Here is a 12,153-nt window from a genome sequence, read left to right as displayed (position 1 = left end):
ACCAGGACGAGCGCGCCGCCGGCGAGCGCGAAGCGGCGGATCGCCGGGACCACGGCGGTGCCGGCGAAGCGGCGGTAGAGCGCCAGCAGCACCGCGAACCAGCTCGCGGTGCGCAGGAGCTCCGCCGCCCCCGCCAGCCCGTCGAGCGGCTGGCGCGGGGTGAGCGCGATCGTGCCGGTCCAGAGCGCGGCGGTGGCGCAGGCGGCCGCGAGGGCGAGCGCGACGCGCCCACGCCCGGCCGCCGGCACGAGCGCCGCCCAGAACAGGCAGAAGAGGGCTGCACCGGTGTGGAGCAGGACCGAGACCGTTTCCGTCACGTCGTGCGCGCGGGCCGCTCCGGGCTACCGCGCCTCCTCCCCGGCGACCACGCGGCCGAGGCCGGCGAACAGGATACCGAGATCGAGCGCGAGGCTGCGATTGCGGATGTAGTCGAGGTCGTAGGCGAGCATCCGGCGGGCGGCGGCGAAGGCGCCGGAACGGTGCATCTGGGTGACCGCGCCGTGCAGCTGGGCCCAGCCGAGGATGCCGGGTCGGACCGCCATCCGGGCGCGCCAGCCGGGAATCCAGCGGGCCCGCTCCACCGCGGCTGCGGGCGCCTCGGGACGCGGCCCGACGAGCGCCATCTCGCCCCGGAGCACGTTGACGCACTCAAGCACGGCATCGACCCGGCAGAGCCGCAGGAAGCGGCCGCAGGGGCCGGGACGGAGGCGGAGGCGCCAGACGACGAAGGGCCGGCCGTGCCGGCCGAGGCGGGGCTGGCGCTCGAGCATCGGGCCGGCTGCGGCGAGCGCGGCGAGGACGAGCAGGGGCGCGGCGAAGCCGAGCGCGAGCAGGGCGAGGGCGAGTTCGAGGAGGCGGCGCAGCACTTCCTCGCCCGGCCGATCCGTCCCGGCGGCGGCCCCCGCCGGATCGGAGGTCGCGCGCAGGGGCTGGGCGAGGGAGAGGCGCGCGCTGTGGGGAACCGGGCGTGTCATCGCGTCACTCCGCATGCCGCGGGGGAACGGAAGGAACCGGCACGACGGTGCCGATGGCGGCCCGCTGCCGGTCTTTCCCGAGGGCGAGGACTATCTCAGATTGTGCTCGGCGTCCAGCCATATCACGCAAACCACGGGATCAATCTCAAAACTTACACATACGGTTGCCGGGCTGGGCTGTTCTACACCAGCGGGAGCTGCCGCGGGAGCGAAATGATCATGCGCCGGGGCGCAGGCCTGGCGGAGGAGGGAGTGCAACCTGGAATGGCGGGGGCGGTCCGATTCTGTCGGTCGGGGTGTTGTCTCCTCGGGGATTCATCTCAAAAATGATAGCAAATTAGATTTTTTCTATTGTGCGGAGGGGTGCCGTCTGATAAGAACGCGACCATCGCCGGAAAGGTGTCCCCCGGCCGGCCGTTCCGGCGGCCGCGGATCAGCCGTACTCTGAAGGCCCGTATCGACAGGACAGCGAGGCAACAGCGATGCACGGTCGATCCCCCCACCTCGTCCCCTCCCTCGTCGCGCTCGCCGCCCTGCTCGCGCTCGGCGCCTGCGGTCCCAGCCGGGTCGCCGTGCCGACCACCGATCCGCGTCCGGTTCTGCCGGCGATGGACGCCCCGGAGTACGTGATCGGCGCCGGCGACACGCTCAGCATCGTCGTCTATCGCCTGCCGGAGCTGAACGCGACCGTGCCGGTGCGCCCCGACGGCCGGATCTCCACCCCGCTGGTGCAGGACCTGGTCGCGGCCGGGCGCACGCCCTCCGAGCTCGCCACCGCGATCGAGGGCGAGCTGCGCAAGTTCGTGCGCGAGCCGTTCGTGACCGTGCTGGTCACCTCCTTCGTCGGCCCGCCCGCGCGCCAGATCCGCGTGATCGGCGAGGCCGCCCGCCCGGTCGCGCTGCCCTACCGCGAGGGCATGAGCGTGCTCGATGTGATGATCCAGGCCGGCGGGCTCACCCGCTACGCCGCCGGTAACAGTGCGGAAATCATCCGCCGCGAGACTGTCGGCGGACCGGCCGAGGTGATCCCCGTGCGACTCTCCGACCTGCTGCGCGACGGCGACATCTCCCAGGACCTGCCGATGCGGCCGGGCGACACGCTCGTCATCCCGCAGGGCTGGTTCTGAGGCGATGGACATCGGCGCGCTGATCCGCCGCCATCTCGCCGCCGGCTGGCGGCATCGCTGGAAGGCGCTGCTGCTTGCCTGGTTCGTCTGCGGCGCGGGCTGGATCGCGGTCTACAAGCTGCCCGACATCTACCAGGCGAATGCGCGCATCTATGCCGATGTCGACGCGATCCTCGGCAGCGTGCTGCGCAACATCGCCGTCGACGGCGCGCCCGAACGCCAGGTCGAGACGCTGCAGCGCACCCTGCTCAGCCGCCCGAACCTCGAACGGGTGATCGCGCGCACCGATCTCGACCTGCGCGTCACCGACGCCGCCTCGCGCGAGGCGCTGATCGACCGGCTCGGCCGCGAGATCCGCATCAGCCCGCAGACGCGCAGCCTCTTCCGCATCGAGTATCGCGACCACGACCCGCGCCTCGCGCACGCGGTCGTGCAGACCGTGATCAACCTGTTCATCGAGGCGGCCACCAGCCAGGACCGCCAGCAGATGCAGACCGCGCGGCAGTTCATCGCCACCCAGCTCGCGAGCTACGAGGCGCAGCTCCGTGCGGTCGAGCAGAAGCGCGCCGAGTTCCGCGCCCGCTACATCGACCTCCTGCCGTCCGAGAATTTCGGCGGCGCGAGCAAGCTCGACCAAGCGCGCGGCCAGCTCGCCACTCTGCGCGGCAAGCTCGAGGACGAGAAGCGCAAGCGCGGCCTGCTGCAGGAACAGCTCGACGCCACCCCCGCCACGATCGCCGCGGCGGGCGGCGGCGGCGATCCGCGCCTGATCGCCGCGGAGCGCCAGCTGCGCGACCTGCTGCTGCGCTTCACCGACCAGCATCCCGAGGTGACGGCCACGCGCGCGATGATCGCCGAACTCCGCGCGCAGGGCGCGCGCAGCGGCGGCTCGGCGGGGCGCGGCGGCGGCACGCCCAACCCGCTGCACGAGCAGATCAAGCTGCGCCTGATCGATGCCGACGCCGCGATCGCCTCGCTCGAACGCCAGATCCGCGATGTCGAGACCGAGGTCGAGCGGCTCGAGAACCTGCTGCGCACCGTGCCGCAGCTGCAGGCCGAGTACGTCAACCTCAACCGCGACTACGACGTGCTGCGCAAGAACTACGAGGAGCTGCTCGCCCGCCGCGAATCGCTGCAGATCGCCGGCGCGGCGCGCACCGATGCCGACCGCGTGCGCCTCGAAGTGGTCGAGCCGCCGACCGTGCCGATCACCCCGGTCGGGCCGAACCGGCTCCTGTTCGCCACCGGCGTGCTGCTCGCCGGGCTCGGCGCGGGCGGCGCGCTCATCCTGCTGCTCGTCCAGCTCGACCGCGGCTTCTACACCGTGCACGACCTGCGCAAGCTCGGCCTGCCGGTGCTCGGCGCGATCTCTTCGGCCCAGCCGGTGCGCCGCGTCGGCGGCGCGGTGGCCTTCGCCGCCGGCATCGCCTTGCTGCTCGCCGCCTACGGCGCGGTGCTCGCCGGCGGGCCGGCGCTGATGGCGAAACTGCCCGACCTAGTCGCGAGGCTGATGGCATGACCACCGCGCCGAAAGGCCGCACCCATCTCGTCGAGCGTGCGGTCGAGGCGATGGGCGGGATGGAGGCGCGCGATCTGCGGCCCTCCCCCCAGCCCCAGCCGCCCGTCTCCGCCCCCGCCGCGCCAGCCGCCGCGCCGCCTCTCCCGCCGTCACCCGCCCCGCCGCCGCGGCCGGCGACCGCCCCTGCCGCGCCGCCCATCCCGCTCGACGTGATGATCCGGGCCGGGCTGGTGGCCGGGCCGAGCGGACCCGGCCGGTCGCGCATCTCCGAGGAGATCGCGGTCATCCAGCATGCCGTGCTGCGCACCGTGAAGGCGACGCCCTCCGTGGATGGCCGCTGCGGACGGATGGTGATGATCGCCTCGGCCCGGCCAGGGGAGGGCAAGACCTTCACCGCGCTCAATCTCGCCGCCGCGATCGCGAACTCCGGCGCGCGCCCGGTGGTGCTGGTCGATGCCGACGGCAAGCACTTCTCGGTCAGCCGCCTGTTCGGCCACGCCGAGAGCGCAGGCCTGCGCCTGCTGACCGCCGAGCCGAACCGCACCCCGCAGGCGCTGCTGGTGCCGACGGCGATCCCGCGCCTGTTCTTCCTGCCCTACGGGACGCATCCGGCCGGCCAGCCGGTGGCGGTCCCCGGGCCGATGATGACGGCCGCGCTCGCCCGGCTCGCCGCCGCCCTGCCCGACCACATCATCGTGCTCGACACGCCGCCCTGCCTCTCCACCTCGGATGCCTCCATCCTCGCCCCGATCGTCGGCCAGGTCGTGATGGTGGTGGAGGCGGAACGGACGCAGCGCGCCGAGGTCGAGGCGGCGCTCGACATGGTCGAGGCCTGCCCCAATCTGCAGCTGTTGCTGAACCGTGCGGTATTGACAGCCAACGACACCTTCGGCGCATACGGCGGCTATGATGCGTACGCTGCGCCGCCGGGCGGCTAGGATCGCGCGCCGATCGCTCCGGCGGGATGCAGCCTGTCTCCGACCGATCCGGCCGTCGCCCTGGGCCGGCTGGCCCGGTGCGGCGATCGCCCTGCTCGCCGCAGCGCCCGCCGCCGCGCAGCTCGAGGCAGGTCCCGCCCCCCTTGAGCCCGCCGGGCCACCCGCCCCGCCGCCGCGCGCCGCCCCGCCCCCGCCGCCCGGCGCCACCGTCGCCCCCGACTCTCCCTTCCGCCCCGGCACGCTCGGCTTCCCCTTCACCACCCTCTACGCCGCCCCGACCGGGCCCGAGCGCGCCTGGACCATCACCCCGAGCCTCGGGCTCAGCCTCACCTTCAACGACAACATCCGCGCCACCCCCCGCAACCGCGAAGCCGACCTGATCCTCGGCGTCTCGCCGGGGATCCTGGTGCGCGCCGACACCGCGCGGCTGCAGGGCACGCTGAACTACGCCCCCACCGCCAGCTTCTATGCCAGGAACAGCAACGAGAACCGGCTCGACCATCGCGGCTTCGGCCAGGCCCTGGCGACGCTCGTGCCGGATGTGCTGTTCGTCGATGCGCGCGCCTCGGCCACCGTGCAGTCGCTCTCCTCCGGCTTCGCGCAGGACGACAACGCCTCGGTCGCGCGCGCCGACCAGGTGCAGACCGTCACGGCCTCGATCTCGCCCTACCTGGTGCAGCGCCTGCGCGGCCTGGCCACGCTGCGCACGGGCTACGTCTTCACCTACAGCGACCGGAGCCAGCCGCAGGTCGGGCGGGCGCCGAGCGACACCGGCTTCGGCCCGGTCGGGTTCCGCGCCTCCGAGTTCACCTCGCACCAGGGCTACGCCGTGCTCCGCTCGGGCGAGGATTTCGGCCGGCTCCTGCTGCAGGGCAGCGTCAGCGCCACCGAGTTCGAGGGCCAGGGCACCTATGACGGCGCCTATCGCCGCTTCGTCCTGCTCGAGACCGGCTATGCGATCACCCGCGCGATCGCCGGGCTGGTCGAGATCGGCTACGAGCAGCAGCGCTACAACACCGTGCCGGTCACCGAGGTGGACGGGCTGATCTGGGCGTTCGGCGTGCGCTACACGCCCAACGAGGCGACCTCCATCACCGTCAAGTACGGCAGGCGCGACGGCTACAACGCTGCCTATGTGCAGGGCCGCACCGAGCTCGGGCCGCGCACCGTGGTCTATGCGAGCTACACCGACCGGCTCAGCACCTCGGCCCTGCAGGCCGCCGATCTCCTGCAGTCGATCGTGCTCGACCCGCTCGGCAACCCGGTCGATGCGCAGACCGGCGCCCCCGTCCTGCCCTCCGGCTCCGGCTCCCTGCTCGCCCAGCAGGGCGGGCTGTTCCGCACCCGCACCGCCACGCTCTCGCTCAGCCACACCCTGCCGCGCGACGTGGTGACGCTCTCGCTCAGCCACGACAACCGCCGCCCGGTCGCCGCCGAGCCCGGCCAGACCACGGCGCCGACCGCGCAGAAGGCCACCGCGATCAGCCTGAGCTGGTCGCGCCCGCTGGACGAGGCGACCAACCTCACCGCCTTCGCCCGCTACGGCATCAGCACCACCGAGGGCCGCGGCGACGTCAACAACTACAGCGCCGGTGCCACGCTGACACGATTGCTCAACCCAAGCCTGTCAGGCTCACTCAGCTACCGGGTGACCTACCGCGAGGGCGGCGGGCTCACGGGCGATGTGCTGCAGAACATCATCGTGGCTGCGGTGCGGCAGACCTTCTGAGGGGCGCGCCCCATGTATCTCGACTACTACGGCTTCACCGCGCACCCGTTCCTGATGACGCCGGATGCGCGGCTGTTCTTCGCCTCGAGCGTGCACTCCCGCGCGCATGCCCATCTCGTCTACGGGCTCGCGCAGCGCGAGGGCTTCGTCATCATCACCGGCGAGGTGGGCGCGGGGAAGACCACGCTGGTCGAGCGGCTCTGCGCCGAGCTCGATCCGGCGAGCTTCACCATCGCGCGCATCATGACCAGCCAGGTGGCGGGCGACGACCTGCTGCGCCTCGTCGCCGACGCCTTCGGCGTGCCCTCCGACGGCACCAAGGCCGCCGTGCTGCGCGGCATCATGGAGACCCTGCGCGCCGGCGAGAGCGTCGGCCGGCGGCACCTGCTGATCGTCGACGAGGCGCAGGGACTGCCGCCCTCGGCGCTCGAGGAGCTGCGCATGCTCTCGAACGTGACCGAGAACGGCCGGGCGCTCCTGCAGACCATCCTGCTCGGCCAGCCGCAGCTCAGGCGCACGATCGCCAGCCCCGATCTCGACCAGCTCCGGCAGCGCGTGCTCGCCTCCTACCATCTCGGCGGGCTCTCGAAGGACGAGACGCACGCCTATGTCGAGCATCGCATGCGCGCGGTCGGCTGGACCGGAAACCCGCAATGGGAGCCCGAGGCGCTCGACCTCGTCCACCGGTTCAGCTCGGGCATCCCGCGCCGGATCAACCGGCTCTGCGCGCGCGTGCTGCTCGGCGGCGCGCTCGAGCAGGCGCAGACGCTGACCGCGCCGATGGTCGAGATCACCGCGCGCGAGCTCGAGGAGGATCTGACCGGCGGCCAGCCGCCGGCGCGGCCGCCGCTGCGCGAGTTCGCCGCCCAGCATGGCGGCCACGAGGGGGCGGGCGTGCCGGCCTCAGCGATCGCGGAGCTCACGCGCCGGATCGAGGTGCTGGAGATGCAGGCCGCCCGGCGCGAGCGCGTGTTCAACCGGCTGATGGACCTGTTCTCGGGGCTGGATCAGCGGCGATGAGCCGCCCGACCAATGCGATGAGCGTGGACGTGGAGGACTGGTTCCAGGTCCAGGCCTTCGCCTCCGTGATCGGCCGCGACGCCTGGGAGTCGTTGCCGCGCCGGGTCGAGGCGAACACCGACCGCATCCTGGCGCTGTTCGCCGAGGCCGGCGTGCGCGCGACCTTCTTCACGCTCGGCTGGGTGGCCGAGCGGCATCCGGCGCTGATCCGGCGCATCGTCGCGGGCGGCCACGAGCTCGCGAGCCACGGCTACGGCCACGAGCTCGTGCACGCGATCGGGCCGGAGCGGTTCCGCGCCGATCTCCGCCGCGCCAAGGCGGTGCTGGAGGATGCGGGCGGGGTTGCGGTGATCGGCTACCGCGCGCCGACCTTCTCGATCGGCAGGCGTTCGGCGCCCTGGGCGCATGCGGTGCTGGCCGAGGAGGGGCACCGCTATTCCTCCTCGGTCTTCCCGGTGCGGCACGACCTCTACGGCGAGCCGGACGCGCCGCGCGGCCCGCACCGCCCCGACCCGTCGGGCGTGATCGAGCTGCCGATGACGACGGTGCGCGTGGGCCGCCGCAACCTGCCCTGCGCCGGCGGCGGCTGGTTCCGCCTCGTGCCCTATGCGCTGTTCCGGGCGGGGCTCGCCCGCGTCAACGCGGACGGCACGCCGGGACTGTTCTACTTCCACCCCTGGGAGGTCGATCCGGAGCAGCCGCGCGTTGCCGCCGGGCGGCTCGCGCGGTTCCGCCACTCTGTCGGGCTTGCGGCGATGGAGGGGCGCGTGGCGCGGCTTCTGCGCGACTTCGCCTGGGGCCGGATGGACCAGGTCTTCGCCGCCGCGATCGCGGCCTGAGCGGCGTTCTCATGGCCGTGCGGATCCGTGCCCTCGACCCGGCAAGCGCCCCTGCCTGGGATGCCTTCGTGCGCGCGATCGGCACCGCGACCTTCTTCCACCGCGCGGCCTGGGAGCGGGTGATCCGGACGGTGTTCGGCCATGCGACCCACTACGCCTTTGCCGAACAGGACGGCGCGATCGTCGGCGTGCTCCCGCTCGCGCGCATGAAGACCCTGCTGTTCGGCGACGTGCTCGCCTCGACGCCGTTCTGCGTCTATGGCGGGACAGCAGCCGCCACACCCGAGGCGGCGGCCGCCCTTGAGGCGCACGCGATCGATCTGCAACGGAAACTGGGCGCGCCCGTGCTCGAGTTCCGCCGCATCGAGGCCGAGGACGAGGGATGGCTCGGCCGGCCGCCGCTCTACTACACGTTCCGGAAGGATATCGTCATCACCGGCGACGACGAGGCCGACATGGCGCGCAACATCCCGCGCAAGCAGCGCGCCGAGGTGCGCAAGGGATTCAAGCGCGGGCTCACCTCGGTGTCGAACAGCGACACCGACACGCTGCACCGCGTCTATGCCGAGTCCGTGCGCAATCTCGGCTCGCCGGTGTTTCCCCGCCGCTATTTCCGCGCCCTCGCCGAGGCGTTCCCGGACGAGCACGACGTGACGACGGTGCTGCACGAGGGCCGCCCGGTCGCTTCCGTGCTGTCGTTCCATTTCCGTGGCGAGGTGCTGCCCTATTACGGCGGCGGGACGGTGGCGGCGCGCGCGCTGTCGGCCAACGAGGTGATGTACTGGGAGGTGATGCGCCGGGCGGGTCGGGAGCGCGGGGCGAGGCGGTTCGATTTCGGCCGCTCCAAGGCCGGCACGGGCGCTTTCGACTACAAGAAGAACTGGGGTTTCACACCCGAACAGCTCCACTACTGCTATCGGCTGGCACCCGGCGCGGCGATCCCCGAGAACAACCCGAACAACCCCAAGTACCGGCTGTTCATCGCGCTCTGGAAGCGCCTGCCGCTGCCGGTCGCGAATTTGCTCGGCCCGCCGCTCGTGCGCGGGCTGGGATAGGCTCAGCCGAGGGCGGCGAGCGCCACTTCCGGCGCGCCGGCCCATGCGACGGGGATAGGCGGCGGCATCGCGTGCGGCTTCGGCCTCCTCCTCGGCGATGTGGCGGGCGATCTCCGCCTCGGTCGTGAGATCGACCCGGCGCGGATCGATCCGTCCCCGCAGCCGGCGCGGCGTGCGGCCGATCGCCTTCAGCGCGCCGTCCTCAAGTCGTGCGCGCAGCCCGGCCATGGCGGTTCACGTCCCTGCGGTCGGCCTTGCGGGCCGAGATGATGCGGAGCCAGCCGTGTCGCGGCGTGCAGATGACCGCAAAGACGCGACCGTCGATCCGGTCGAGCACGCGCCAGCGGATCGCGCCGCAGTCGAAGCGGTCATCGGTCTCGACCAGCCGGTCCGGATCGAGGAAGACCCCGATGGCGTAAGGGAAGTCGAAGCCTCGCGCGGCGCAACAGGCATCGCTCCTGGCCCCGTCCCATGCGAACTCCAGGCGCAGGATGTAGGCCAGAGGACGATCTGGGCCGAGCCGACAGGTCACCCCGCCAGGGATCGACCACCGGCACGCCGCAGCCCGGAAGGTCGCGGCAGCCATTGCATGCAATCGGCCGCGCGGTAGGCCCGCGGCAACCGACATGCTGTAAGGGGGCGCATGCCCCGCCTGCTCTTCCTCGCCCACCGCATCCCCTACCCGCCCGACAAGGGCGAGAAGATCCGCGCCTGGCACATGCTCGATCACTTGGCGAATGCCTGGGAGATCGAGCTCGGCTGCCTGGTCGATGACCCGCGCGACCTCGATCACGTCCCCACACTGCGCGGCCGCTGCGCGCAGGTGGAGGCGCATCCCGTGCGTGGACGCTGGCAGGCGGCTTTACGCGCGCTCGCCCGGGCCCGCCCCGGCCGGCCGCTCTCGCTCGGCTGGTTCCACCACCCCGCCCTCGCCGCCTGGGTGCGCCGCGGCCTCGCCGAACGCCGCTGGGACGCGGCCCTGGTCTATTCCTCGGCCATGGCGCCCTATGTGATGGGGCCGGGCGCGCACCGGACGGGCTTCCGGCGTGTGCTCGACATGGTCGATGTCGATTCCGCGAAGTGGCAGGCCTATGCCGCCGGGGCCGCGCCGCCGATGCGGCTGATCTGGGCGCGCGAGGCGCGCACGCTCGCCGCCTTCGAACGGCGCGCGGCCCTCGACTTCGACCGCACCCTGTTCGTCTCCGAGGCGGAGGCGCGGCATTTCGTCAGCCTCGCCCCCGACTGCGCCGCGCGGGTCGACTGGGTCGAGAACGGCGTCGATCTCGCCCGCTTCGACCCGCGGCAGGACTGGCCGAACCCCTACCCCCCCGGCGCCGTGCCGATCGTCTTCACCGGCACCATGGGCTACCGGCCCAATGTCGAGGCGGTGACCTGGTTCGCCGAGGCCGTGCTGCCGCGCCTCGGCACCCGCACGCCTGCGCCCTCGTTCTGGATCGTCGGCGCCAACCCCGCCGCGGCGGTGCGGGCGCTCGCCCGCCTGCCCGGCGTGCATGTCACCGGCAGCGTGCCCGATGTGCGGCCCTTCCTCGCCCATGCCGCGGTCGCGGTCGCGCCCTTGCGGATCGCGCGCGGCATCCAGAACAAGGTTCTCGAGGCGATGGCGATGGCGCGGCCCGTGGTCGCGACTCCCGAGGCCTTCGCCGGCGTGCGCGCCACCCCGGGCCGCGATCTTCTGGTGGCGGAAGGGGCCGAGGCCTTCGCCGCCGCTGTCGCCGCGGTGCTGGACGGGGCCCATCCGGGGCTGGGCGCGGCCGCGCGCGCGGCGGTCGCGGCGGGGCATGACTGGCGGGCGACGCTCGCGCGGCTGGACGCGGTGCTGCCCGTGTCCGGTCCGGGCCAGGCCCGGTAGGTCAGGCTGCGCGGGGGCGCGCCACAGGCCGGGCACCCACCCGTTTCGTGTTTTGACCCCGCCCGCCCGTTCTGCGACACGTTGTGCCAGGATCGAGACGCCGCCGCCACCACCGCGGAGACCACACGGATGAACGCGATCGGCCAGACGGTCGCCCCGTTCCCGGCCGCCGCCGAGGCTGCCCCCGTACCCCCCGCATGGCGGATGACCACGGTCGCGCTGATCCTCGGCCTCGCCGCGCTGCTCGTGGTGTTCCGCGAGGAGGCGGCGGCGGCGGTGCGGGTCTGGAACACCTCCACCGCCTACAACCACTGCTGGCTGATCGCCCCGATCGCCGCCTGGCTCGCCTGGCAGCGCCGCCACCGCCTCGCCGCGATCGCCCCCGCGCCGCAGCCCCTGCTCGCGCTGCTGGCGATCCCGCCGGCCCTCGCCTGGCTGGCCGCGGAACGGCTCGGCATCATGGAGGGCCGTCAGCTCACCGCCTGGGCGCTGATCCAGGTCTTCGTGGTCGCCGTGATCGGCTGGCGCGCCGCGCTCGCGATGGCGATCCCCCTCGCCTACACGCTCTTCCTCGTCCCCTTCGGCGGCTTCGCCGTGCCCTATCTCCAGCTCATCACGGCGCACTTCATCGATCTCGGCCTCGATCTCTGGAACATCTCCCACTACGTCGACGGGCTCCTGATCGACACTCCGGCGGGGCGGTTCCACGTCGCCGAGGCCTGCGCGGGGCTTCGCTTCGCGATCGCCGCCCTCGCCTTCGGCGCCCTCTACGCCGCGACCATGTTCCGCAGCCCCGGCCGGCGGCTGGTCGTGATGGCGCTCGCCGTCGTCGTGCCGATCGTCGCCAACGGGATCCGCGCCCTCGGCATCGTGGTCGCGGCCGAGTATCTCGGCAGCGCCGAGGCGGCGGCGGCCGACCACGTGATCTACGGCTGGGGCTTCTTCTCGGTGGTGATCCTGCTGCTGATCCTGGCCGGGCTGCCGTTCCGCGAGGACCGGCCGGACCAGCCCGGCGAGGGCTGGTGGCGCCGGCTCGCGCGGGGGGAGGGCGCGCGCCCGGTCCGGCCGGCGCTGCTGGCGGG

The 12,153-nt window shown here is 72.9% G+C and carries 11 protein-coding genes and 1 pseudogene; 9 read left to right on the top strand and 3 right to left on the bottom strand.

Features of this window, described 5'->3' with window-relative positions; genetic code table 11:
* Positions 1-317 (bottom strand): annotated as a pseudogene (locus tag FK498_RS13275) (PEP-CTERM system histidine kinase PrsK); the annotation flags it as partial.
* A 24-nt stretch (positions 318-341) separates the two neighbouring features.
* Complete coding sequence (locus tag FK498_RS13270) at positions 342-974, bottom strand: sugar transferase (RefSeq protein WP_161988413.1); 633 nt, start codon at positions 972-974, stop codon at positions 342-344.
* Positions 975-1,456: 482 nt separating this feature from the next.
* Between FK498_RS13270 and FK498_RS13265 the strand changes: the two genes are divergently transcribed.
* From FK498_RS13265 to FK498_RS13235, 7 genes are read left to right on the top strand one after another with little or no spacing between them, the layout of a single operon-like run.
* The gene (locus FK498_RS13265) at positions 1,457-2,101 is read left to right on the top strand and encodes an XrtA/PEP-CTERM system exopolysaccharide export protein (RefSeq protein WP_141855321.1); all 645 of its coding nucleotides are present in this window, start codon (positions 1,457-1,459) and stop codon (positions 2,099-2,101) included.
* Positions 2,102-2,105: 4 nt separating this feature from the next.
* Positions 2,106-3,620, top strand: coding sequence for an XrtA system polysaccharide chain length determinant (locus FK498_RS13260; RefSeq protein ID WP_141855319.1), 1,515 nt, complete (start codon positions 2,106-2,108; stop codon positions 3,618-3,620).
* Complete coding sequence (locus FK498_RS13255; protein WP_141855317.1) at positions 3,617-4,558, top strand: P-loop NTPase; 942 nt, start codon at positions 3,617-3,619, stop codon at positions 4,556-4,558. Before FK498_RS13260 ends, FK498_RS13255 begins: the two co-directional genes overlap by 4 nt.
* Entirely contained in the window at positions 4,530-6,287 is a 1,758-nt protein-coding gene (locus tag FK498_RS13250) for a TIGR03016 family PEP-CTERM system-associated outer membrane protein (RefSeq protein WP_161988412.1), read from the top strand. Before FK498_RS13255 ends, FK498_RS13250 begins: the two co-directional genes overlap by 29 nt.
* A gap of 12 nt (positions 6,288-6,299) precedes the next feature.
* Positions 6,300-7,307 carry an AAA family ATPase gene (locus FK498_RS13245; RefSeq protein WP_141855312.1) on the top strand — a complete coding sequence of 336 codons (1,008 nt, stop codon included), beginning with the start codon at positions 6,300-6,302 and terminating at the stop codon, positions 7,305-7,307.
* On the top strand, positions 7,304-8,146 hold the full coding sequence (locus FK498_RS13240; protein WP_141855310.1) for an XrtA system polysaccharide deacetylase: 843 nt from the start codon (positions 7,304-7,306) through the stop codon (positions 8,144-8,146). Before FK498_RS13245 ends, FK498_RS13240 begins: the two co-directional genes overlap by 4 nt.
* A gap of 11 nt (positions 8,147-8,157) precedes the next feature.
* The gene (locus FK498_RS13235) at positions 8,158-9,201 is read left to right on the top strand and encodes a FemAB family XrtA/PEP-CTERM system-associated protein (RefSeq protein ID WP_141855308.1); all 1,044 of its coding nucleotides are present in this window, start codon (positions 8,158-8,160) and stop codon (positions 9,199-9,201) included.
* A gap of 202 nt (positions 9,202-9,403) precedes the next feature.
* Here the strand turns inward: FK498_RS13235 and FK498_RS13230 are convergent, their stop codons facing one another.
* Positions 9,404-9,871, bottom strand: a complete 468-nt coding sequence (locus FK498_RS13230; RefSeq protein WP_237560939.1) for a BrnT family toxin — start codon at positions 9,869-9,871, stop codon at positions 9,404-9,406.
* Here FK498_RS13230 and FK498_RS13225 point away from each other — a divergent pair.
* Both FK498_RS13225 and xrtA read left to right on the top strand, forming a co-directional pair.
* Positions 9,845-11,071, top strand: coding sequence for a TIGR03087 family PEP-CTERM/XrtA system glycosyltransferase (locus tag FK498_RS13225; protein ID WP_141855306.1), 1,227 nt, complete (start codon positions 9,845-9,847; stop codon positions 11,069-11,071). The genes FK498_RS13230 and FK498_RS13225 overlap by 27 nt on opposite strands.
* A 129-nt stretch (positions 11,072-11,200) precedes the next feature.
* Positions 11,201-12,153 (top strand): exosortase A (gene xrtA / locus FK498_RS13220; RefSeq protein WP_141855303.1); only part of this gene is annotated, 953 nt, incomplete at its 3' end.

The sequence above is a fragment of the Elioraea sp. Yellowstone genome, from assembly GCF_006704265.1.
GTDB lineage: Bacteria > Pseudomonadota > Alphaproteobacteria > Acetobacterales > Acetobacteraceae > Elioraea.
The sequence above is the reverse complement of the archived record's forward strand: the minus strand, read 5'-3'. Positions and strand labels throughout refer to the sequence as shown.